This window comes from Asanoa sp. WMMD1127 (assembly GCF_029626225.1).
GTDB lineage: Bacteria > Actinomycetota > Actinomycetes > Mycobacteriales > Micromonosporaceae > Asanoa.
Genome location: NZ_JARUBP010000001.1, coordinates 3,473,134 through 3,495,609 on the forward strand (window position 1 = coordinate 3,473,134; position 22,476 = coordinate 3,495,609).

At 71.5% G+C, this 22,476-nt stretch carries 19 protein-coding genes and 1 riboswitch; of the genes, 13 read left to right on the top strand and 6 right to left on the bottom strand.

Features of this window, described 5'->3' with window-relative positions:
- Positions 1-323: 323 nt before the first annotated feature.
- From O7635_RS16535 to O7635_RS16545, 3 genes are all read right to left on the bottom strand, one after another.
- Positions 324-2,963 carry a GGDEF domain-containing phosphodiesterase gene (locus O7635_RS16535; RefSeq protein ID WP_278081327.1) on the bottom strand — a complete coding sequence of 880 codons (2,640 nt, stop codon included), beginning with the start codon at positions 2,961-2,963 and terminating at the stop codon, positions 324-326.
- 112 nt (positions 2,964-3,075) lie between these two features.
- Entirely contained in the window at positions 3,076-3,489 is a 414-nt protein-coding gene (locus O7635_RS16540; RefSeq protein ID WP_278081328.1) for a PaaI family thioesterase, read from the bottom strand.
- A 37-nt stretch (positions 3,490-3,526) separates the two neighbouring features.
- Positions 3,527-4,549, bottom strand: coding sequence for a helix-turn-helix domain-containing protein (locus tag O7635_RS16545; RefSeq protein WP_278081329.1), 1,023 nt, complete (start codon positions 4,547-4,549; stop codon positions 3,527-3,529).
- A 58-nt stretch (positions 4,550-4,607) separates the two neighbouring features.
- On the opposite strand from O7635_RS16545, the gene O7635_RS16550 reads away from it, so the two are divergent.
- From O7635_RS16550 to O7635_RS16560, 3 genes are all read left to right on the top strand, one after another.
- Entirely contained in the window at positions 4,608-5,816 is a 1,209-nt protein-coding gene (locus O7635_RS16550) for a hypothetical protein (RefSeq protein ID WP_278081330.1), read from the top strand.
- A gap of 67 nt (positions 5,817-5,883) precedes the next feature.
- Positions 5,884-7,482, top strand: coding sequence for a hypothetical protein (locus O7635_RS16555; protein ID WP_278081331.1), 1,599 nt, complete (start codon positions 5,884-5,886; stop codon positions 7,480-7,482).
- Positions 7,483-7,514: 32 nt separating this feature from the next.
- Positions 7,515-8,435: a 2-hydroxyacid dehydrogenase gene (locus tag O7635_RS16560; RefSeq protein WP_278081333.1), complete on the top strand. Its 921-nt coding sequence runs from the start codon at positions 7,515-7,517 to the stop codon at positions 8,433-8,435.
- A gap of 132 nt (positions 8,436-8,567) precedes the next feature.
- Here the strand turns inward: O7635_RS16560 and O7635_RS16565 are convergent, their stop codons facing one another.
- Positions 8,568-8,987, bottom strand: a complete 420-nt coding sequence (locus O7635_RS16565; RefSeq protein ID WP_278081334.1) for a PH domain-containing protein — start codon at positions 8,985-8,987, stop codon at positions 8,568-8,570.
- 65 nt (positions 8,988-9,052) lie between these two features.
- On the opposite strand from O7635_RS16565, the gene O7635_RS16570 reads away from it, so the two are divergent.
- The 5 genes from O7635_RS16570 to O7635_RS16590 all read left to right on the top strand — a co-directional run bounded on the left by O7635_RS16570 (position 9,053) and on the right by O7635_RS16590 (position 14,093).
- Positions 9,053-10,135: an exo-alpha-sialidase gene (locus tag O7635_RS16570; RefSeq protein WP_278081335.1), complete on the top strand. Its 1,083-nt coding sequence runs from the start codon at positions 9,053-9,055 to the stop codon at positions 10,133-10,135.
- Positions 10,132-10,410 (top strand): ubiquitin-like small modifier protein 1, encoded by a 279-nt coding sequence (locus O7635_RS16575; protein ID WP_278081336.1) that lies wholly within the window; start codon positions 10,132-10,134, stop codon positions 10,408-10,410. The genes O7635_RS16570 and O7635_RS16575 overlap by 4 nt, the downstream gene beginning before the upstream one ends.
- Before the next feature lie 247 nt (positions 10,411-10,657).
- Positions 10,658-11,050, top strand: coding sequence for a VOC family protein (locus O7635_RS16580; RefSeq protein WP_278081337.1), 393 nt, complete (start codon positions 10,658-10,660; stop codon positions 11,048-11,050).
- 232 nt (positions 11,051-11,282) lie between these two features.
- Positions 11,283-12,470, top strand: a complete 1,188-nt coding sequence (locus tag O7635_RS16585) for a PQQ-dependent sugar dehydrogenase (protein WP_347405283.1) — start codon at positions 11,283-11,285, stop codon at positions 12,468-12,470.
- A 21-nt stretch (positions 12,471-12,491) separates the two neighbouring features.
- Positions 12,492-14,093, top strand: coding sequence for a metallophosphoesterase (locus O7635_RS16590; protein WP_278081339.1), 1,602 nt, complete (start codon positions 12,492-12,494; stop codon positions 14,091-14,093).
- 63 nt (positions 14,094-14,156) lie between these two features.
- Here O7635_RS16590 and glyA read toward each other — a convergent pair whose 3' ends face one another.
- Positions 14,157-15,425: a serine hydroxymethyltransferase gene (gene glyA / locus O7635_RS16595; RefSeq protein WP_347405284.1), complete on the bottom strand. Its 1,269-nt coding sequence runs from the start codon at positions 15,423-15,425 to the stop codon at positions 14,157-14,159.
- Positions 15,426-15,448: 23 nt separating this feature from the next.
- Positions 15,449-15,537, bottom strand: a riboswitch (ZMP/ZTP riboswitch).
- 256 nt (positions 15,538-15,793) lie between these two features.
- Here glyA and O7635_RS16600 point away from each other — a divergent pair.
- The 5 genes from O7635_RS16600 (at position 15,794) to O7635_RS16620 (ending at position 21,391) form a co-directional block, all read left to right on the top strand.
- Positions 15,794-17,512 (top strand): ABC transporter substrate-binding protein, encoded by a 1,719-nt coding sequence (locus O7635_RS16600; protein ID WP_278081340.1) that lies wholly within the window; start codon positions 15,794-15,796, stop codon positions 17,510-17,512.
- Positions 17,509-18,501, top strand: coding sequence for an ABC transporter permease (locus O7635_RS16605; RefSeq protein ID WP_278081341.1), 993 nt, complete (start codon positions 17,509-17,511; stop codon positions 18,499-18,501). Before O7635_RS16600 ends, O7635_RS16605 begins: the two co-directional genes overlap by 4 nt.
- Positions 18,498-19,397: an ABC transporter permease gene (locus O7635_RS16610; protein ID WP_278081342.1), complete on the top strand. Its 900-nt coding sequence runs from the start codon at positions 18,498-18,500 to the stop codon at positions 19,395-19,397. The genes O7635_RS16605 and O7635_RS16610 overlap by 4 nt, the downstream gene beginning before the upstream one ends.
- Positions 19,394-20,353 carry an ABC transporter ATP-binding protein gene (locus O7635_RS16615; protein WP_278081343.1) on the top strand — a complete coding sequence of 320 codons (960 nt, stop codon included), beginning with the start codon at positions 19,394-19,396 and terminating at the stop codon, positions 20,351-20,353. Before O7635_RS16610 ends, O7635_RS16615 begins: the two co-directional genes overlap by 4 nt.
- A 243-nt stretch (positions 20,354-20,596) precedes the next feature.
- The gene (locus O7635_RS16620) at positions 20,597-21,391 is read left to right on the top strand and encodes an ATP-binding cassette domain-containing protein (protein WP_278081344.1); all 795 of its coding nucleotides are present in this window, start codon (positions 20,597-20,599) and stop codon (positions 21,389-21,391) included.
- Here O7635_RS16620 and O7635_RS16625 read toward each other — a convergent pair.
- Positions 21,384-22,403, bottom strand: coding sequence for a LacI family DNA-binding transcriptional regulator (locus O7635_RS16625; protein ID WP_278081345.1), 1,020 nt, complete (start codon positions 22,401-22,403; stop codon positions 21,384-21,386). The two genes, O7635_RS16620 and O7635_RS16625, sit on opposite strands and share 8 nt — an antisense overlap.
- Positions 22,404-22,476 lie beyond the last annotated feature (73 nt).

Below are 22,476 nucleotides of genomic sequence, written 5' to 3' on the forward strand. Positions count from 1 at the left end.
CCGGGCCGGGCCCCGGGGGGCCCGTCCCTGCCAGGTCCGCGGCCGCGCGCGGTCAGGGCCGATCGTCCGGTTGTTCGGCGCCGCCCGAGAGGTTCGGACTCGGACGGCGCCGTCCGCGGGACTCTCTCCGCGAGCCGACATGCTTTCGCACGTACGCACATGCCGAGGCATGTGCGGCCGCAGAAACACCCCCCACCGCTGCCGGGAGCCGCGCGCCGTTCGATGGGTGACCCAGGGCGGACCTGGCAGTGAAGCGGAGCGAGCGGTCCCCGGCGGGAGCGACGGTCGTGCCCACCGCGTACCCGGGACAGCTTGATCGGCTCTTAGTTCGGTTGGGTGAGGCGTTCGGCGAGGAAGGCCTCGAAGCGTTCGGCCGGCGCCGGGTGGGCGAGGGCGAAGCCTTGCCCGAGTTGGCAGCCGGCGGTGCGGGCCTGTTCGATCTGGGTGCCCGATTCGAGGCCTTCGGCGATGATCTCCATGCCGAGCCGGCGGCCCACGCTGACCACGACGTCGATCAGCGGCTTGGAGATGCCGCCGTTCTGCCGGCTGGTGCCGTGTTCGCCGACCAGCGCCCGGTCGACCTTGAGGATGTCGATCGGCAGGCGGCGCAGGTGGGCCAGGCTCGCCTGGGCGGCGCCGAAGTCGTCGAGGGCGGTGCGTACGCCCAGTGCCCGCAAACCGGCCAGCTGCGTCACGACCGTCGGGGTGTCGGCGCCGACGCGGCCCTCGGCGATCTCGATGACCAGGCGTTCGGGGGAGAGGCGGCTGCTGACCAGCGTGGAGGCCACATTGTTGACGAAGTCGGGGGCGGCCAGCTCGGCCGGGGAGACGTTGATCGACATCCAGAGTCGCGGGTCCCAGCCGGCCATGCGGCGGCACGACTCCTGCAGCACCCACTGGCCGATCTCGCAGATGACGCCGAGGTCCTCCGCGACCGGGAGCAGCTCGCTGGGCAGCACCGTGCCGAGTGCGGGGCTGCGCCAGCGGAGCAGGGCCTCCGCGCCGACCGGTTGGCCGTCGTGCAGGCCGAGGATCGGCTGGAAGACCAGGTCGAGCTCGCCCCGGTTGGCGGCGCCGGGGAGTTCGCGCTCGAGGTCCATGCGGCGGACGAGCTGCTCTTCGAGGTAGGCGTCGTACCACTCGATGCGGTTGCGGCCCAGCTGGCCGGCGCGGCGGCGGGCCAGGTCGGCGCGGCGCAGCACGTCGTCGACGCCGTCGCCGCCCGCGAGTTCGGCCAGGCCGACGCTGACATAGAGGTGCACGGTGGCGCCGGGCAGCAGGTAGGGCTCGGTGAGCGCGGTCAGCAGCCGGGTGCCCAGGGCGTAGGCGACGACCGGGCCCTCGACGGTGACCACCGCGAACTCGTCGCCCGCCAGCCGGGCCGCCACGTCATCGGCGCCCACCGTCGCCCGCAGGCGGCGGCCCACCTCGATCAGAACGGCGTCGCCGACCTCGCGCCCGCGGGCGTCGTTGACGCCGGCGATGCCGTGCACGTCGATCACGAGCAGGGCGCCGGTGTGCCCCTCGACGGAACGCTGGGTGGCGATCGTGCGCATGAGCTCGCGGCGGTTGGCCAGGCCGGTCAGCTGGTCGGTGAACGCCAGCTTGTGCAGCGTGCGCTCCAGGCGGCGGCGCTCGCCGACGTCGCGGATGTGCACGACGAGCGCGGACACCTCGGGGACGCCGCGCTGGTCGCTGACCGTCGACTCGGTGTCGCGCCAGGCGCCGTGGCCGTCGCGCAGCCGGGCCGGCACGAGGGTGGGACGGGCGCCGTCGGGATCGTCCTGTTCGGACAGTGTCTGGTTGAGCACCGCGAGCACGTCGGCCGCGTCCTCCGGGTGCATGAGATCCGGGAACGGGCGGCCGACGACGTCCGCATCGGACAGACCGAAGAGGCGCGCGGCGGCGGGCGACTGCCACCGCACGAGCAGGTCCTCGCCGACCACCATGGTGAGGTCGCCGGCGCCCGACACCAGCGAGCGGAAGTGTGCCTCCTGTGTGGACAATCGCTTGGCGTAGCGCCGGACGTCGGAGACCGCGAACACCTCGCGCGCGACGACGGTCGGGATCACCGACAGGCCCAGCACGATCGACGTCTTGTCGAACTGCCCGACGGTGACCAGGTGCCACGCGGCGGCCAGGGTGGCGACGACGGCGGGGATGGTCAGCAACGGGTACGCCGACAGGTGCGACTCCGGCTCGCCGGTGGCCGGTGGGTCCACGCCCGCCTCCGTGAGCGCCGCGCCGCCGAGGATCAGGCCGGGGCTGACCACCACCGGCACGCCGGCGACGAGCAGCGCCCACGTCGGGCCGCCGTACGCCAGGATGATCGCCAGCGCGCCGACGCCGCCGAGGGCGATGCCGACGCCGGCGCCGCACAACCAGGCCGCCCGCCGGTAGCTGACCACGCGCAGCACGATCACCGTGGCGGTGGCCAGTCCGAACGACCCGAGCAGGGCGGCGGTCAGCGCGGCGGCCGGCATCGGACCCTGGGGCGGCAGCAGCCAGACCGCGAAGGCGATGCTGATGCCGAGGCTCACGCCGTCGAAGCAGCGGCGCAGCCGGGCGTGCGTGCTGGTGGCGGCGCCGGGCAGGAGCAGGAGGCCGATCACGTACAACACGGACGCGAACGCCAGCCCGATCGCGGCGATCAGCGCGCGGCCGCCCGCGGGCGCGACCGGCAGCAGCACCACGGACAGGCCCGTGGCCAGCGTGCCCATGCCGAGGTAGCCGGCGCCGCGACACGGCCCGAACGAATGCACGCGGGCGTGGATGCGCAGCGCCAGCCGGACCAGCCGGGTCGTGCCGACGGCGGCGGTCAGCGCCGTCGCGGCCGCGAGCGTGGGCAGCGCCGGCAGGACCCCGAAGCCCGCGCAGATCAGCGCCGCCAGGGCCGCCGTGGGCGGCCCGACTATGGCGACGATCCGCACGAACCGGGGCAGCTGTGGGGACCTAGATGACACGGCGGTCATCCCCTTGGGTGGAGGGGCCGAGGGAGTCGCGGCGACAAGATACCGCGCCTCACACCGTCAACGAGCGCACCTGGCGGAAAGTTACGCCGACAGATACAGCGAGTCAGCCGAGGAGGGCGTAGACGGTGTGCGCCTGGGCCGCCGGGGCGGTCGCGCCGTCGGGGGTGAGGGCGATGTCGGCGAACGCCAGCGTGCGGCCGAGTTTGGTCACCCGGGCCAGCACCCGCACGTCGACGCCGGCGATCGGCCGCTGGAACGTCGTCGAGAGCTGCACGGTGGTCATCGGCACGAAGCCCGACCGGGCGGCGGAGATCGCGATGACGGTGGCCGTGTCGGCGGCGGCCATCAGCGCCTGTCCGCTCAGCGCGCCGCCCTCCCGGGCGAGCCGGTCCGACCAGGGCAGCCGCAGCGTCGCGACACCGGGCTCGATGTCCTCGACGACCAGGCCGAGGTCGCGGACCCACGGTGCGAAGTTGTCGGCCAGGACCGCGTTCGCGTCTTCGACACTGAAACCCACGACCCGAGCGTACGGGTTGCGCGGGGCGCGAACCGGTTCAGCGGCTGGTGTGGGGTGGGGCGGGTGGCCCGTCGCCGGACGCGGCGAGAGCGGCGCCGAGCGGGGTGTGGCGGTAGAGGACCGAGCGGCCGCTGCGGGCGCGGGTGACGAGGCCGGCGTCGCGGAGGACGGCCAGGTGGTCGCCGACGGCGCCGAGCGTCATGTCGAGGGCGCCGACGAGCTGGGTGGTGCTCGCGGGCTCGGCGAGGGCGCGGAGCAGGCGCGCCCGGGCCCGGCCGACCAGGCGGTCCAGGCCGTCGCCGGCCGGTGTGTCCGGCGGGGCGGCGATGCCCCGGGCCGGGTAGACCAGGGCATAACCGTCGGGCGGGTTCGCGCCGATCCAGCCACGGCCGAAACCGCCGGGCACGAGGACGAGGCGGGCGCCGGCGACGACGTACGGCGGCGAGTTCCAGTCGTTGATCCTGATCGCGCCGGTGTCGAGCCAGCGGAAGCCGTCGCGCAGGCCTTCCAGCGCGCCCGCCCAACCGTAGGTCGCCAGCCGCCCGGCGCGCTGCACGACGTCGCGTTCGAGCAGGGCCCTGCGCAGCGGCCACTCCGGCGCCAGCGTCCGCTCCCAGACGAGGGCCAGCGCGTCGGCCAGGCGGTCGAGCGCGCCCGGCGCGGTGAACGCCGCGGGCGGCTGCGCGCGGTCGATCCGGCCGGCGTTGTGCGGGTTGGCGTGCGCGGTGAGGACGAGATCGCGATGCACCCGCTTCAGCTCGGTGGCTCGGACCCGGGCCAGCTCGGCCTCGATCGTCGTGTCCATTCCGGACGGCGTCGGCAGGAGGAAGTCCGGTGTCCAGCGGGCGCCACGCAGCGCGGCCAGCAGGGCGGCGAGCGTCGGCTCCTCCGCCGCCACGGCGGCGAAGGTCGGGCGGTGCCGGTCGACCCAGGGCGCCAGCCAACCCGGACCGCCGCCGGGCTCGGCCACCGTGGCCAACGCGCCCACGAGCTCGACCATCGGCGACAGCGCGAAGCGCGTGTTCGCCAGGTCGGTCGGGTCGACTTTCACCACGGTCATTTTCGGCTCCGGACGAAACTCTACCGGTTCAGCGCGCGGGCGGCCGAGTGTGCGGGGCGTGACGACGTACCGCGAGATCTTCGGCAACCGCGAGTTCCGCGCGCTCTTCGCCGGCAACGCCGCCTCGGTGTCCGGCAAGACGATCCAGATGCTGGCGCTGTCCGCGCTGGTCTACGCCTCAACCGGTTCACCCCTGCTGTCCGCGCTGGCGTTCCTCGGCGGCCTGCTGCCGCAGGCGTTGGGTGCGCTGACCCTCCTGGCGTACGCGGACCGCGTGCGTCCCCGCGGCTTCCTCGCGGCATGGGACCTCGCCAAGGCGGTCGCGGCGGTCGTGCTGGCCACCGGCGTGCTGCCGGTCTGGGGCATGCTCCTGCTGATCATGGCCTTCGGGGCGGTCGACGCGCTGAGCGGCGGCGTGCGCAACGCGATCATCGTCGACGTGCTGCCCGGCGGCTTCGTCCTGGGCCGGGCGACGCTCAACGTCTCGGTCGGCGCGATGCAGATCCTCGGCTTCGCCACCGGCGGCACGATGATCGCGACCCTGGGCCCGCACCGCGCGCTCGCGGTCGCCGCCGCGCTGATCGCGGTCTCGGCCCTGGTCACCTTCACCGGCCTGCGTACCCGCGCGCCGCGCGCGACCGGCCGGGCCGGCGTCGCCGCGACCTGGCACGGCAACCGGACGCTCTTCGCGAACCGGTCCACCCGCGCGATCCTGCTCGCCAGCTGGGTGCCGAACGGCCTGATCGTCGGTGCCGAGGCCATGTACGTGCCGTACGCCGGCGACCTGGCCGCCGTCCTGTTCGTCGCGGCCGCCGCCGGAATGCTCGCCGGCGACCTGGTGATCGGCCGCTTCATGCCGGCCGCGGTGCTGGACCGGTTCATCACCCCACTGCAGGCGTTGCTTGCCGTGCCTTATCTCGTGTTCTTCCTCCACCCCGGCCCGGTCGTCGGGTCGGTTGCGGTCTTCGTGGCGTCGTTCGGCTACGCCGGGACGCTCGGCCTGCAGCAACGGCTGGTCGACCGCACTCCCGACAACCTGCGCGGCCAAGCCCTGGGCCTGGACAGCAGCGGCCGGATGACGTTCCAGGCGGTCGGCGCGAGCGCGGTCGACGTGGTGGCGGAGGCCACCGGCGCGGCGATCGCGATGACGGTCGCGGGCCTGGCCAGCCTGGCCGTCACGGCGCTGCTCCGCCCCCAACTCCGGCCGAGCGCCCGCTCGTCGAGCGTGATCGCCGAACCGGCCGATGCCGGCGCCCGCATCCCCTAGGGCGGCCAAGATCAGTTCTGGCACCGGGTGGGTGTCGGAGCGTCGCGCGCGTGAGAGACTGCCCCGCGTGGCGATCCTGACCGGTGCGGAGACCTCAACGCCCGCGGCGTCGCCCAGCACGGCCGGGCGGCGGCCCGGGGCGGCGGCGGTCACCGCTTTCCTCATCGGGCTGGCGGCGCTCGGCTACCGGATCGCGATCCTGCTCGCCGGCGCGCCCCCGACCAACAGCGACGAGGGCACGATGGGCCTCGCGGCGCTGCACATCGGCCAGGGTCGCGGGCTGCCGGTCTATTTCTACGGCCAGAACTACATGGGCACGCTCGAGGCCTACCTCGCCGCGCCGCTGGTCGCGCTGGCCAACGGGTCCGTGCTCGCGCTGCGGCTGCCCAACCTGCTGCTCTTCGCCGCGTTCCTGGCGGCCATGTGGGCGTTGACGAAGCGGCTCTACACGCCGTGGTTCGCGACCTTCGTCGTCGGACTACTCGCGCTGGGGTCCGACCGGGTCCTGAAGAACCAGCTCATCTCCGGTGGCGGGTACCCCGAGATCAACCCGGCCGGCGCCGCGCTGATGCTGCTCGCGGTCGCCCTGGCCATGCGCTCGCGGGACGAAGCGCGCGACGATCGGTCGGCCCTGGCTGGTTACGCGGCGTTCGGGCTGCTCACGGGCCTGATGGTGTGGATCGACTGGCTCGTCCTGCCCTACCTGGCCGCCGCGGCGTGCGTACTCCTGCTGAAGAAGCCGGCGAGACGGGCGTGGATCGCGCTCGCGGGCGGCCTCGTGGTCGGGGCCGCGCCGCTCCTGATCCACGACCTGACCTCGTCGTGGCGGCACAGCGCGATCCCGACGTTCCTCGGCCTCAACGGCGGCGGCGTCGAGGCGTCGTGGGGCGACCGCCTGCACGGCGGCGTGCTGACCGGCGTCCCGCTCGCGACCGGCATGTGCGCGCCCGGCCGCTGCGAGCCCTGGCAGCTCTGGTGGGCGCCGGCCTGGCTGGCCCTGCTCGCCGTCGCCGGTTACGCCGCGTGGCGGATGATCAGGACCGATCGCGTACGCGCCGCCGGCCGCCTGGCCCTCGTCGGCGCCGCCCTGGTCAGCCTCCTGGTCTACGCGCGCAGCAACGCCGCCGGCAACACGCCCATGGAGAGCGGCCGCTACCTGCACTGCCTGCTGATCTCGACGCCGGCCGTGCTGTGGCCACTGTGGACCCTCCGCGGCCGGGTGACCCGCTGGCTCGGCGCGACCGGACTGGCCGCCGTCTGCGCGCTGGCACTGGTGGCGACCGGCATGGTGGTGTGTGAGCTGCCCCGGATCGCCGCCCTCGACGACAAGCAGGTGGGCCTGCTGGCGGAGCTCGACCGGCGCGGCGTGACCCACGTCTACTCGGAGTATTGGACCTGCAACTCAATCGCCTACATCTCGGCCGAGCGGGTGCGCTGCGCGGTGATCGCCGAGGACCTGACGCCGGGTTTCGACCGCTACCAGCCCTACAAGGAAGAAGTGGCGGCCGCGTCGACGCGGACGTTCGCGCTGCCGTCGGGGTCCGGTGAGAGCCGGGCGGTGCGGGCCTACCTCGACGCCCACCACCTGACCTACGTCGCGGCCGAGGCTTCCGGCTACGACCTCTACCAGCCGACCACCCACGTCGACCTCCCGCTGCCCGACTAGCGGGTCGTCCGGTCCCCGGTAGCGTGAGCGGCGTGAAGGTCTGGATTCCGAATCCGAACGGCCGTGCGCTGCTGGGCGACGTGCCCGACGGGGTGACGCTGGAGATCGCCGAGCGGCCCGACAGCCTGCCGTCCGATCCGGCCGACCTGGAGTTCTGGGTGCCGCCGTTCCTCGCGCAGGCCGACTCGGTGCGGCTCGCGGCCAAGATGCCCGCGCTGCGGGTGGTGCAGCTGCTCAGCGCCGGCGCCGACGCCTGGTACGGCCAGCTGCCGGCCGGCGTCAGCCTCCACGACGCCCGCGGCGTGCACGACTCGTCGACGGCCGAGTGGGTGCTCACCGCGATCCTGTCCTACCTGCGCGCTTTCCCCGGCTTCGCCCGCGCCCAGGCGCGCCACGACTGGGCGTACGCGGCCTACGCCCCCACCGACGAGCTCGCCGGCAAGCATGTGCTGATCGTCGGCGCCGGCTCGATCGGCGCGGCGGTCAAGGCCCGTCTCGCCCCGTTCGAGGTGACCGTGACCTCGGTCGCCCGGTCGGCCCGCGACGGCGTGCACGCGGTGTCGGAGCTGCCCGACCTGCTGCCGCACGCCGACGTGGTCGTGGTGATCGTGCCGCTCACCGCCGAGACCCGCGGCCTGATCGACGCCGACTTCCTGGCCGCGATGAAGGACGGCGCGCTCCTGGTCAACGCCGCCCGCGGCCCGGTCGCCGACACCGCCGCCCTGGTCGACGCGGTGGCCACCGGCCGGATCGGCGCGGCCGTCGACGTGACCGAGCCCGAGCCGCTGCCGGCCGACCATCCGCTCTGGGACCTGCCGAACGTGTTGATCACCCCGCACGTGGCGGGTTCGGTGCGCGGCCTGCACCCCCGCGCCTACAAACTGGTCGGCGAACAACTCCGCCGGTACGCGGCCGGCGAGCCGTTGGTCAACGAGGTCGTCGGCGGCTACTGACGGCGTATGTGCCGGTGGCCGCCGGTCGCTCGATCGGGTGTGGTGCCGGGCTTGCTACGCGGACCTGGCTCGAAGCGGAGCGAGATTTCCCCGGCGGGAGCGACGGTCGTGCGCCCGACGGACCCGGGTCCGTCAGGTGTTCTTCTGCCGGACGATCCCTTGGCCGCTGGCTTCGATGAGGCGGTTGACGTCGTCGCGGCGGACCGAGGAGAGCGTCACCGCGTAGCCGTCGCGGAGCAGGACCACCGCGCGCCCGCGGTCGTCGGTGGCCAGCTCGCGCACCTCTGACCAGGGGATTCGCTTGGTGCCGAGGAGGCCCCGGACGCGCAGGCCGCTGGCGTCGGCGTCGGTCCCGGAGCGCAGAACCCAGACAAAAACGGCGATCGGGATGAGCAGCAGAGGTACGAAGATCCACCGCACGTCGGAGCTCGGCTCGGTCACGTTCGTGTCGGACGGCAGGCTCGGCCCGAAGGCGATCGGGAGGATGCCGACGAAACCGATGAACGCGGCGATCAAGATCGACTGGTGTGGACGGAAACGTACCCTGTTCATGTCGGCCATCTTCCCACCATCCGTGCGGGCACTTTCTGTCGGTGGTCGGGCGCATACTGTCGCCCATGACCGTCCTCCTCGCGATCGGCACAAGCAAGGGTCTGTTCCTCGCGACCAGCGGCGACCGGTCCGCCTGGGAGATCAGCGGGCCGCACTTCCCGATGACATCGATCTACGCCGTGGGCATCGACCGGCGCCGGGCCACCCCGCGGCTCCTGGCCGGGGTCGACAGCTCCCATTTCGGCCCGAGCGTCGCGACCAGCGACGACCTGGGCAAGACCTGGTCGGAGCCCGACCACGCTCCCGTCTCGTTCCCGGCTGACACCGACACCTCGTTGACCCGCGTCTGGCAGCTGGCCCCCGGTCCGGCCAGCGAGCCGGACGTGGTCTACGCGGGCACCCAGCCGTCGGCGCTGTTCCGTTCCGAAGACGGCGGGCAGACGTTCACGCTGGTCCGGTCGCTGTGGGACCACCCGCACCGGCCCGACTGGGGCGCCGGCTTCGGCGGCCAGGCGATCCACACGATCCTGCCGCACCCCGACGACCCGGCCCGGGTGCTGGTCGCGATGTCGACGGGCGGGGTCTACCGCACCGACGACGGCGGCGAGACCTGGTCGCCGGCCAACAAGGGCATCCGGGCCGGCTTCTTCCCCGATCCCTACCCGGAGTTCGGGCAGTGCGTCCACAAGGTGGCCCGCGACCCCGGCGACCCGGCCCGGCTCTACGCGCAGAACCACGGCGGCGTCTACCGCTCCGACGACGAGGGCGCGAGCTGGTCGTCGATCGCGGAGGGGCTACCCAGCGACTTCGGCTTCCCGGTGGTCACCCACCCCGACCGGCCGGCGACGCTCTGGACCTTCCCGCTGGCCGCCGACAGCGACCGCTACCCGGTCGACTTCCGGTGCCGGGTCTTCCGCTCCACCGACGCCGGCGGTTCGTGGGAAGCGATGTCGGCGGGCCTCCCCACGGAGCCGTTCTACCCGACCGTCCTGCGCGACGCGATGTGCACCGACGACGCCACCCCGGGCGGCGTCTATTTCGGCACGCGGTCCGGTGAGGTCTGGGCGAGCCGCGACGAGGGCGAGTCGTGGGCGCGGGTGGCGAGCCACCTACCCGACGTGCTGTCGGTCAAGGCGGCCGCCCTATGACGGTGACGATCCTGTTGCCGGGGGTGCTGCGGGCCGAGGCCGCGGGGCAGAGCCGGCTGACGGTCGACGCGTCGGGGTCCGTGCGCGCGGTCCTCGACGCGGTGGCCGCCGACTGGCCGCGCCTGGAGCGACGGCTGCGTGACGAGCGGGGCGATCTGCGGCGCTACGTCAACATCTACGTCGACGGTGACGACTGCCGTCGATCGGGCGGGCTCGACGCCCCGGTCCCTGCCGGCGCCGAGATCCAGGTGCTGCCTTCGGTCGCGGGCGGCTGAGGAACGGCGGCACGCCGGTCTGTGGCCGGCGTGCGGCCCCGACGTGCCGGCCTGTGGCCGCCGTCCCAACGAGCTTGTGGCCGGCGTGCTGTCCCGACGAGCCGGCCTGTGTGGCCGGCGTGCCGACGAGCTTGTGGCCGGCGTGCTGTCCCGACGAGCCGGCCCTTTGTGGCCGGCGTGCCGACGAGTCTGGGGTCGTGCGCGTTTCTTCCAATACGGGCCCTGTCGGCGGCGGGACGATGGCGGCATGGAACTCGTGACTGAAGTGATCCCGCGCCTCGTGGTTGCGGATGGAGCCGGCGCCGTCGACTTCTACCAGCGGGCGCTCGGCGCCGCCGAAGGGAAGCGCTACACCGACGACGACGGCCGGATCGTCCACACGGAACTCACCATCGGCAGCTCGCGGATCCACCTCAAGGAGCAGGGCGACGGCGACCCCGCCCCGACGTCGCTCGGCGGCACGCCCGTGATCATGCATCTCGGTGTCACCGACGCCGACGCGGTGGCGAAGGCGCTCGTCGACGCCGGCGCGACGGTGGTCTTTCCGGTGGCCGACCACGGCTACGGGCTGAAGGATGGCCGGGTCGCCGACCCGTACGGACATCTCTGGATCGTGTCCGAACCCATCGTCGAGGCATAGGGGGTGCCGGCACCCCGCCGGGCCCAGACGGCGTCCGACCGCACGCGGAGGTGGGCCGGATTCAACACAGGTATCCGACCCACCTCGGCGCACGCCCCGACGCCGTCTGGACCTCGCCGGGGCACCACCCTGATCCACCAGACACCCCCTGACCCGGAACCGCGCGACCACGACGGGGCTCCGTTGATGCGTGCACACCGTCTTGTCAGGGAGCCCCGCTAGGCTTTGCCGGGTGACGGGCCATCCCTCGTTCCGCCGACGCCGACGCCGCGGGTTTGCCGGCGTGGTCGTGGCTGCGTTGTTGTTCGCCGGTGGCTGCGCGTTCGGGCCGCCCGAGCCCGACGCGGCCGGCAAGCCGCCCAACCTGCCGACACCGTCGACCGACCCGTCGAAGTCCAGCGGGGGCGGCCTCGACCAGTCGATCGCCGTCTCGGTCGTCGCCAAGGGGCTCGAGGTGCCGTGGGGCATCGCGTTCCTGCCTGACGGTGCCGCCTTGGTGACCGAGCGCGACACCGCGCGGATCGTCAAGGTGGGTCCCGAGTCCGACAACAACGGCCTCAAGGTGACTCCGGTGCAGACGTTGGCGGCGGTCGACGCCCAAGGCGAGGGCGGGCTGATGGGTATCGCCGTGTCACCGAAGTACGAAACCGACAAATCCATATTTGTCTACTACTCCACCACCGAGGACAACCGGATCGCCAAGCTGACGCTGGGCGGCGAGCCCAAGCCGATCGTCACCGGCATCCCCCTCTCCGGCATCCACAACGGCGGCCGGCTCGGCTTCGGCCCCGACGGCTTCCTCTACGCCACCACCGGCGACGCCTCCGAGCGCGGGCTCGCCCAGGACAAGGCCAGCCTCGGCGGCAAGATCCTCCGGATGACCGCCGACGGCAAGCCCGCGCCCGGCAATCCGTACCCCAACTCGCTCGTCTGGTCGATGGGCCACCGCAACGTGCAGGGCATCGCCTGGGACGCGGGCAAGCGGCTGTGGGCGACCGAGTTCGGGCAGAGCACCTGGGACGAGATCAACTTGATCCAGCCCGGCAAGAACTACGGCTGGCCGACGGTGGAGGGCAAGGCCGACGGCGCTGACGCAGGCACGTTCGTCGACCCGCTCGTCACCTGGCCGACCAACGAGTCGTCGTGCTCCGGCGCGGCGATCATCGACCGGGTGCTGGTCGCGGCCTGCCTACGCGGCGAGCGGCTGTGGGCGATGGAGCTGACCGAGTCCGGCACGATCCTCGGGGCGCCGCGCCCGCTGTTGCAGGGGGAATACGGCCGGCTGCGGGCCGCCGTCGCGGCGCCCGACGGCTCGTTGTGGATCAGCACCTCCAACAAGGACGGGCGCGGCGACCCCGGGCCCGACGACGACCGCATCCTCCGGCTCGTCTTCTCCGGCGGCGGCGCGGGAAAGAGTTGACCGCGCCGCGGGCGGGTAAAGATGGATCACGTGACTGAGGAGGGCGAGGCGAAGCCGTCGCGGCGGGCCAGGGTGTGGTCGACCGTCCGGCGGGGCGCCCGTTCCGGTTTCACCCGGCGCACCGGCGTGCTGTTCGCGGTCCTCGGCGTCGCCCTCGTCGGCCTGATCATCGGCGTGCTGCTCGGCGCCCGGGCACAGACCGACATCGGCCCGTTCCAGGCGGAGATGTCGGTGCGCCCGGCGGCCAGCGGTGAGACCGAGGTGGTCGTGCCGCCGCTGGGCGCCCTGCACCTCGACAGCCACGACGGGCCGCTGCGGCTGACGGTCCGGCTCGGCGCCCTCGACCAGGGCCGCACCCAGGCACTGATCAGCGACCCGTCCGGCATCACGCGGGCCAGCCAGACCGTCGTCGACGATCTGCAGGACGGCCTGCTGCGCCTCGGCTTCCGTACGGTCGCCGTCTCGATCCTCGGCGCCGTCGTCATCGGGCTGCTGGTCTTCCGCAGCACGCGCCGCGCGGCCTGGTGCGGCGGCGTCGCGATGCTGGTCACCGCCGGCACGTTCGGCATCGCGGCCGGCACGCTCAAACCGGATTCGATCGAGCAGCCGAGGTACGAGGGCCTCCTGGTCAACGCGCCCGCCATCGTCGGTGACGCGCGGCGGATCGCGCAGGACTACGGCAAGTACGCCGAGCAGCTCAAAGCCATCGTCGCCAACGTCAGCCGGATCTACACGACGGTCAACAAGCTGCCGATCTACGAGCAGGTCGACGGCGGCATCCGCATCCTGCACGTCTCCGACCTGCACCTGAACCCGTCGGCCTGGCCCACGATCCGCACGGTGGTCGAGCAGTTCGACATCGACGCGGTGATCGACACGGGCGACATCACCGACTGGGGCTCCGAGCCGGAAGCCAACTACGTCGGCTCGATCTCGCTCCTCGGCGTCCCCTACGTCTACATCCGCGGCAACCACGACTCCGCCGTCACCGCCGCCGCCGTGGGCCGCCAGCGCGGCGCAGTCGTACTCCAGAACCAGGTCGTCGACGTCGCCGGCCTCCGCATCGCCGGCATCGGCGACCCGCGCTTCACCCCCGACAAGGAGACCTCCCCGGCCGGCTCGGGAAGATCACGACAGGTCATCGAGCAGGTGTACGACGCCGGCGCCCGACTGGCGACCACCATCCGGGCGAGCGGCAAACCGGCCGACGTGTGCCTGGTGCACGACCCGGAGTCGGCGCCGGCCCTCAACGGCGTCTGCCCGACGATCCTGGCGGGCCACATCCACCACCGCGAGGTCCGCGCGCTCCCGTCGGCGCCGGGCATCACGAAACCCAGCCGCGTGCTGGTCGAAGGCTCGACCGGGGGAGCGGGCCTGCGCGGCCTGGAAGGCGAGCAGCCGACGCCGCTGCAGATGTCGGTCCTCTACTTCGACGACGCGAAAACCCTGCAGGCGTACGACGACATCCAGCTCGGCGGCACCGGCCAGGCCCAGGTCACCCTCAACCGCACCGTGATCGCCCGCCCATCCCCGACGGGCCCGCCGTCACCGACCCCCACGCTGCCGACCCCGACCCCCACCGCCACCACACCACCGCCGACGCCAACCCCGCAGGGCGACTGACCGGACCGGTGGTGCAGAGCGACCGAGCGGCGGCAGCACGCCGCCGCCCGGCCGTTGCTCGGATCAGGCGGCGCGGTAGCCCGGCATCGGGAACGCGGCGAGCAGGTCGCGGACCTCTCCGGCGACGCGTTCGATCGACGCCTCGTCGTCCTTGAGCGCCGCCGTCACGGCCTCGTCCATCCACGCCGCCACCTGGGGCATGTGCTCCTCGGTGAGGCCGCGCGTGGTCAGCGCCGCGGTGCCCAGCCGGATGCCGGACGGGTCGAACGGCTTGCGGGTGTCGAACGGCACCGTGTTGTAGTTGAGCTCGATGCCCGCCCGGTCGAGGGCCTGGGCGGCGGGCTTGCCGCCGATGCCCTTGCTGGTCAGGTCGGCGAGGATCAGGTGGTTGTCGGTGCCGCCGGAGATCAGCGTGAAGCCGTGCCCGGTCAGCGCCGCCGCCAGCGCCTTGGCGTTGGCGACGACCTGGTGGGCGTACCGGCGGAAGTCTTCCGTCGCCGCCTCCCGCAGCGCGACCGCGATGGCCGCGGTCGTGTGGTTGTGCGGACCGCCCTGCAGCCCGGGGAAGACCGCCTTGTCGATCGCCGTCGCGTGCTCGGCGGTCGTCATGATCATGGCGCCGCGCGGGCCGCGGAGGGTCTTGTGGGTGGTCGTGGTGATCACGTCGGCGTGGCCGACCGGCGACGGGTGGGCGCCGCCCGCGATCAGGCCCGCGATGTGCGCGATGTCGGCGACCAGGACGGCGCCGACCTCGCGGGCGATCTCGGCGAAGCCCGGGAAATCAATGGTCCGGGGTACGGCGGTGCCGCCGCAGAAGATCACCTTGGGCCGCTCGGCGCGGGCGAGGTCGCGTACCTCGTCGAGGTCGATCCGGCCCGTCTCCTGGCTGACGTTGTAGCGCACCGGGTTGAACCACTTGCCGGTCGCCGAGACCGACCAGCCGTGGGTGAGGTGCCCGCCCATCGGCAGCGACATCCCCATCACCGTGTCGCCCGGCTGCAGGAACGCCAGGTAGACGGCGAGGTTGGCGGGCGAGCCCGAGTAGGGCTGGACATTGGCGTGGTCGACGCCGAAGACGCTCTTGGCCCGGTCGATCGCCAGCGTCTCGATCGGGTCGATCAGCTGCTGGCCCTCGTAGTAGCGCTTCCCCGCGTACCCCTCGCTGTATTTGTTGGTCAGCACCGTGGAGCTCGCCTCGAGCACCGCCTCCGACACGTAGTTCTCGGAAGCGATCATCCGCAGCTTGTCGTGCTGGCGCGTGGCCTCGGCCTCGATCAGTGCGGCCAGGTCGGGGTCTTCGGCGGTCAGGTGGGGGATCGGTGGCACGTGCACGTCGTCTCCTGAAGATCTGACGAACACCACACCCAGGCGCGCGGTGCGGCGTTGCCTGCGGTCGCTCCCCGGTGGTCAGTTCCACCTCGCTGCGCCAGTCGCGAGTACCCGGAAATGCTAACCGAGCGGGCCGCCCCGCAGCCGCCCGCAACCAAGGCATCGAAGACGGCAAAAGCAACCGGTTAAGTGGGTGCGCTCCCATTCGGGTGCCTGCGAGGACTTGGGGCAGGCATGGGAGCGCTCTTGACGAAGGCATATTCGCGTGTTTCAGTGTGTCTACTTATCCGGTTAAGTGATCTACCTAACATCGCACGTCGAAGCTCCCTGCTCGGAGGAGGACGGCAATGCATAGGCGGTCGAGGTGGCTGGTGGCGGGAGCGCTCGCGCTCACCCTCGGAGTGGCCGGGTGCACCGGCGGAGACGGCGGCGGCGCGGCGCCGGGCGCCGGCGGACTGCCCGGCCCGGGCGGCGCCGGCGGGGCCTACCCGCGCAACGAGACGCTCTACACCAGCGGCACCCAGTGGGGACCGCCCAACAGCTGGAACCCGATCATCCCCGGCTACGCGATGGGCACGGTCGGGCTCGCCTACGAGACGTTGTTCCTGTTCGACCCCGAGAAGACCGAGCTCACCCCGTGGCTCGCGGAGAAGGGCGAGTGGGCCGACAAGACCTACACGCTGACCCTGCGCGAGGGCGTCACCTGGAGCGACGGCAAGCCGCTGACCGCTGACGACGTGAAATACACGGCCGAGCTGGGCAAAATCAAAGCCGTCCCGTACAGCAATCTCTGGACCTGGCTCTCCGCCGTCGACGTGGTCGACCCGCGCACGGTGCGGTTCACCTTCACCGACCCGCGGATCCAGGAGTGGGAGAACTGGCTCTTCGAGAACGCCATCGTCCCCAAGCACGTCTGGGAGACGCGCTCCGAGGCCGACATCACCACGACCGCCAACGAGAAACCGATCGGCACGGGGCCCTACGAGTACCTGACGCACGACCAGGACCGCATGGTGTGGAAGAAGAAGGCCGACTGGTGGGCGACTGAAGCGCTTAACCTCGCGGTCCAGCCGACCTACATCGTCGACATCGTCAACTCCAGCAACGAGGTCGCGCTCGGCCTGCTGCTGCAGGGCAACATGGACCTGTCCAACAACTTCCTGCCGGGCATCGCCAACCTGGTCAAGGGCGACTTCAAGGTGAAGACGTACTACCCCGACCCGCCCTACATGCTCTCCGCCAACACGGCGATGCTGATTCCCAACACCACCAAGGCGCCGATGAACGACGTCGCGTTCCGGCGGGCGCTGGCCAGCGCGATCGACACGAAGAAGATCGTCGAAGGGGTGTACGGCAACATCGTCCGCGCGGCCAACCCGACCGGTCTGCTGCCCGTCTGGGACCAGTTCGTCGACCAGGCCGTGGTCAGCCAGAACGGGTTCGGCTTCGACCCGGGCAAGGCGAAGAAGACGCTGGCCGACGCCGGCTACCGCGACGCCAACGGCGACGGGTTCGTCGAGGGCAAGGACGGTAAACCGGTCAAGCTGTCGCTGATCGTGCCGGCCGGGTGGACCGACTGGATGGAGGCGGCCCGGGTGATCAGCGCCGGTGCGCAGGCGGCCGGCATCAACGTGGTGGCCGAGTTCCCCGACGCCGGCGCGCTCGACGACGCCCGTACCGCCGGGAAGTTCGACCTCGTCCTCAACAACTGGGCCGGCCTGTCCAACACGCCGTGGCACTTCTACAACTACATCTTCCAGCTGCCGGTCCAGCAGCAGCAGTTCAACGCCAACTTCGCCCGCTACGAGAACAAGGCCGCGTGGGAGCTGGTGCAGAAGCTCGCGCGCACGCCGCAGGACGCTCCGGAGTTCAAGACCACCATGAGCGAGCTGGAGCGCATCCAGCTGACCGAGTTGCCGATGATTCCGTTGTGGTACAACGGTTTGTGGGCGCAGTTCAACACCACACATTGGACCAACTGGCCGTCTGCGGCCGCTGACGCGCCCAAGGCTCTGCCGACCACGTGGAACAACCTCTGGGAGATGGGCAGCATCAAGATGCTGACCCAGCTGAAGCCGGTCGCCGGATGAGGCGGTACTTCGGCCGCAAACTCGCGATCTACGTGCTGACCTTCGTGGTCGCGGTGACGCTCAACTGGATCATCCCCCGGTTCATGCCGGGGGACCCGGTCCTGCGGATGCTGACGCGCACGTCGGTCTCCAACCCCGAGGCGATCGCGCCGATGCGGGCCTATTACGAGAACGTCTTCGGCCTCGACGTTCCATTGTGGAAGCAGTACGTGAACTACTGGCTCGAGCTGTTCCAGGGCAACCTCGGTGTGAGCGTGTGGCTGTTCCCGGCGCCGGTCGCGGACGTCATCGTCCGGGCGGTGCCCTACACGCTCGCGCTGCTGCTGCCGTCGATCCTGCTGAGCTGGTGGGCCGGCAACAAGGTGGGCGCCCTCGCGGCCCGCCGGCGCTGGCTCGACAACACCGCCCTGCCCGTCTCGTACGCGCTGACCGCCACGCCCTACATGTGGCTCGGCATCCTGCTGGCCTGGAGCCTCGGGATCGTCGCCGGCGTGTTCCCGGTGGCCGGGGGCTACAGCTTCGAGCTGCGACCGGCGTGGTCGTGGACGTTCGCCGCCAGCCTGGCCCAGCACTGGTTCCTGCCGTTCCTGTCGCTGTTCCTGGTGGCCTTCGGCGGCTGGGCCATCGGCATGCGCAACCTGATCATCTACGAGCTGGAAGCCGACTACGCCAGCTACCTGGCCGCGCTCGGGGCGCCGCGCCGGCTGATCCGCCGCTACGCGTTCCGCAACGCGCTGCTCCCGCAGTTAACCGGTTTGGCGCTGCAACTGGGTGTGCTGGTGGCCGGCGCGTTGGTGACCGAGATCGTGTTCGCGTACCCGGGTCTCGGTCACCTGATCCTGCAGGCCATCCAGAACCAGGACTTCTTCCTGTTGCAGGGCGCGTTCCTGTTCATCGTGATCGGCGTGCTCGTGGCCAACTTCGTGATCGACGTCGTCTACGTCCTGGTGGACCCGCGCACCCGGACCGGCATGCAGGGGGCGACATGACGGACCCCGTTTCGGCGACATTGCTGGCTGAACCGGTTGAGCCACCGGTCGGTCGCCGCCGTGAGACGCTGCACTTCGCGCTGCGAAACAAGAAAGTGGTCGGCGGATCGGCGGTGATCCTGGCGTTCCTCGTCCTCGGTCTGGTTGCCCCCTTGTTCACGGACCACGGCCCCAACGAGTACGTGGGTCCGCCGGCCGCCCCGCCCTCGGCCGACTACTGGTTCGGCACCACCACGTTCGGGCAGGACGTGTTCCTGCAGTTCGCCAACGGGATCCGGTCGACGTTCCTGGTCGGCGTGCTCGGCGGCGGGCTCGCGGGGCTGGTCGGCATGACGGTCGGTTTCGTCGCCGGCTACCGCGGCGGGCTGGTCGACGAGCTGCTCAACATGCTGACCAACATCGTCCTCGTCCTACCGGCGCTGGCGGTCCTGATCATCCTGCACGCGTACGTCGGCATCACCTCCGTGCCGATGCAGGCCCTGTTCATCGGCCTGTTCTCCTGGCCCTGGGTGGCACGGGCCGTCCGGGCGCAGACGTTCTCGATCAGGTCCCGCGAGTTCGTCGACCTGGCCCGGTTAAGCGGGATGCGCCCGCTGGCAATCATTCGCCGCGAGATCGCGCCCAACATGAGCTCCTACCTGTTCATGACGTTCATCCTGCTGTTCGGCGGGGCGGTGCTGATGGCGGCGACGCTCGACTTCATCGGCCTGGGTCCGACGAACGTGGTGTCGCTCGGGCTGATGATGAACAGCGCGGTGCATTGGAGCGCCCTGCATCTGGGGCTGTGGTGGTGGTTCGTGCCGCCCGGCGCGGCGGTCACCGCGATCGTCGGCGCGCTCTACGTGATGAACGTGGGCCTCGACGAGGTCTTCAACCCCAAGCTGCGGGAGATGTGACCGTGGTGCTGAGGGTCGACGACCTGCGGGTCCACTACCGAACGCTCCGCGGCGACGTGCGCGCGCTGGACGGAGTCTCGTTCACGGTCGCCGACGGCGAGATCATGGGCGTCGTCGGCGAGTCAGGGTGTGGAAAGTCGACCCTGGGCAAGAGCCTGGTCCGCCTCGACAACCGGATGAAGCACGTCGGCGGGAAGGTCACGGTCGACGACGAGGCGCTACCCATCGACGACGACCAGGCGATGAACCGGTTCCGTTTCAAGACGGTCTCGGTCATCCCGCAATACGCGATGAGCGCCCTCAACCCGACGGTACGCATCCGCCGCCTGGTGTCGGACCTGCTGACCGCGCACGGCATCGACTTCACGGCGGCGCGCCCGGAACTGCTCCGCCGGCTCGACCTCGTCGGGCTGCCGGAGCGCGTCCTCGACAACTACCCGATCGAACTGTCCGGCGGCATGAAACAACGCGTGGTCCTGGTCCTGTCGACCCTGCGCGACCCGGCGGTCCTGGTGGCCGACGAGGTGACCTCGGCCCTGGACGTCTCGACCCAACGCGCGGTCGCGGAGACGCTGGTCCAGTTCCGCGACCGCGGCTACGTGCGCAGCATGCTGGTCGTCACCCACGACATCTCGCTGGTCTACCAGATCGCCGACACGATCATGGTCATGTACGCGGGCCGCCTGGCCGAGAAGGCACCCTCCGATGTGGTCGTAACGGAACCGCTTCACCCCTACACCCAGCTCTTGATCGGCGCGCTCCCCGAAGTCGGCGCCCGCTTCACGGACCGGAGGCTGACCGGTATACCGGGCCGACCACCGGGGCTGCGCAACCCGCCGCAGGGCTGCCGCTTCCGGGCCCGGTGCCCGCTCGCCTTCGACAAGTGCGCCGAACAACCACCCTTCGTCGAGGTAGCGAAGAACCACCAGGTCGCCTGCTGGAAGGCCGGCTCGTGACGCGCCGGCGGGATGGTCGGCAGCCGCCCCGGCTCCCGGCACATCCTGGCCGCGGCGACGTCGCCACGCGCGGAGTCCCGCGGACGGCCGACCGCTGGTCGGTCGGCGGGACACCGGCGGTCTGCGAACCGCGGCGCGCGCGCCGAGAGCAGGGCGGTTCGCTGTTGAGCAGGCCAGCGGAAGACGGGAGGTCGAGCGGCGGCCGCCGACCGGCAAGAGATCCGCGACGGAGGGTGGGCTTCGGTGTTGCGGCTTGACGGGGTTTGGAAGAACTACCGGCTCGGCGCGTTCGGGAGTCGCGAGCTGACCGCCGTCCGGGATGTCTCTCTGGAGGTGAGGCCCGGCGAGGTCGTGTCGCTGATCGGGGAGAGTGGCAGCGGCAAGACCACGATCGGGCGGATGGTTCTGGGGCTCGCGGCGCCTACGCGGGGTGAGATCACGTTCGACGGTGTCGCGGTGAACCGGTTGCGTGGTCGGGCCCTGCGCGGCTACCACCGCCAGGTGCAGGGCGTCTTCCAGGACCCGTTCAGCACCTTCAACCCCGTCTTCAAGGCCGACCGCGTCTTCACCCTCGTGAAGGACGGCTTCTTCCCGTCGACCACCGCGGCGCGGTGGCGGGAGCGGGTCGAGGCCGCCCTCGAAGGTGTGCGGCTCGAGCCCGCCGACGTCCTGCACAAATACCCGCATCAGCTCAGCGGCGGCCAGCTGCAACGAATGCTGATCGCGCGGGCGCTCCTGCTGGACATCCGTCTCCTCGTCGCCGACGAGATCATCAGCATGCTCGACGCCTCGACGCGGATCGACGTGTTGAACCTGCTCGGTGATCTCAAGGCCGGCGGGCTCGGGGTTCTCTTCGTCACCCACGATCTGGCGCTCGGCACCTATATCAGCGACCGCACCGTCATCCTGCGCGCCGGCGAGGTGGTCGAGGCCGGGCCGACGGAACAGGTCTTCGACCGGCCGCGGCACGAATACACGCGCAATCTTCTGGCCGCCGTGCCGCATTTGCACACGCGATGGAATGAACCGGTTAAGTAGCGCGCGGCGGGGCCGTGCTCGCGCGGGGTGCCAGTTTCGCCGTCGTGTCCTGGACCGAGCCGACCGGTTGCCCGGCGATGGCGGACAGCAGTTGGCGGGCGGCCAGGGCGCCGTATGCCGGGATGTCGCGGGTCAGCGCCGTCAGCGCCGGATGGACCAGGCGGCACAGCGGCGAGTCGTCGAAGGCCACGATGGACAGATCGCCGGGCACGGTCAGGCCCATCTCCTGCGCGACACCGAGCCCGGCGATCGCCATCACGTCGTTGTCGTAGATCACCGCCGTGGGCCGGTCGTCGGCGCTCAGCAGGCGGCGGGTGGCCCGCGCGCCCTCCTCGCCGGAGTAGTCGGTGCCCACCGTCAGCGAGCGCGTCACGCCCAGCCGCTTGCAGGCGCCGTGGAAGGCGCCGGCCCGCACGCGCGTGTGCCACAGGTCCGACAACCCCGCGACCCGGGCGATCCGGCGATGCCCGAGCGCGGCCAGGTACTCAACCGTTTCCACCAGCGCGATCGCGTCGTCGTTCCAGACGTGGGGCACGTCGCCGACGCCTTCCGGGCCGCCGACCACCACCGCCGGCAGGCGCAGCGACGTCACCACCGGGATCCGCGGATCGCTCACCCGCAGGTCGCAGATCAGCACACCGTCGACCCGGCGCTCGCCCCACCAGCGGCGGTAGACGGCGACCTCCGCGTCGGCGTCGGCCACGATCTGCAGCATCAGCGCGTACGAGCGGGCGGACAGCTCGGCCTCCACGCCGCTGATGAGCTCCATGTAGAACGGCTCGAAGCCCAGCACCTTGGCCGGGCGGCGCAGGGCCAGGCCGATCGTGTCGGCGGCCGCGCCGGACAGCGCGCGGGCGGCGCTGTGCGGGTTCCAGCCGATCTCCTCGGCGATGGCCAGGATCCGCCGCCGGGTGGTCTCGGAGACGCCGCGGTGGCCGTTGAGCGCGTAGGACACCGCGCCCTTGGAGACGCCCGCCCGCTCGGCGATGTCAGCGATCGTGGGCCGTTTCAACCCGCCTCCCAAGGAGAATGCCCGCCGAAGGGCAGACCTCACGGGCAAGCTACCACCGCCGTTGACAGCATTC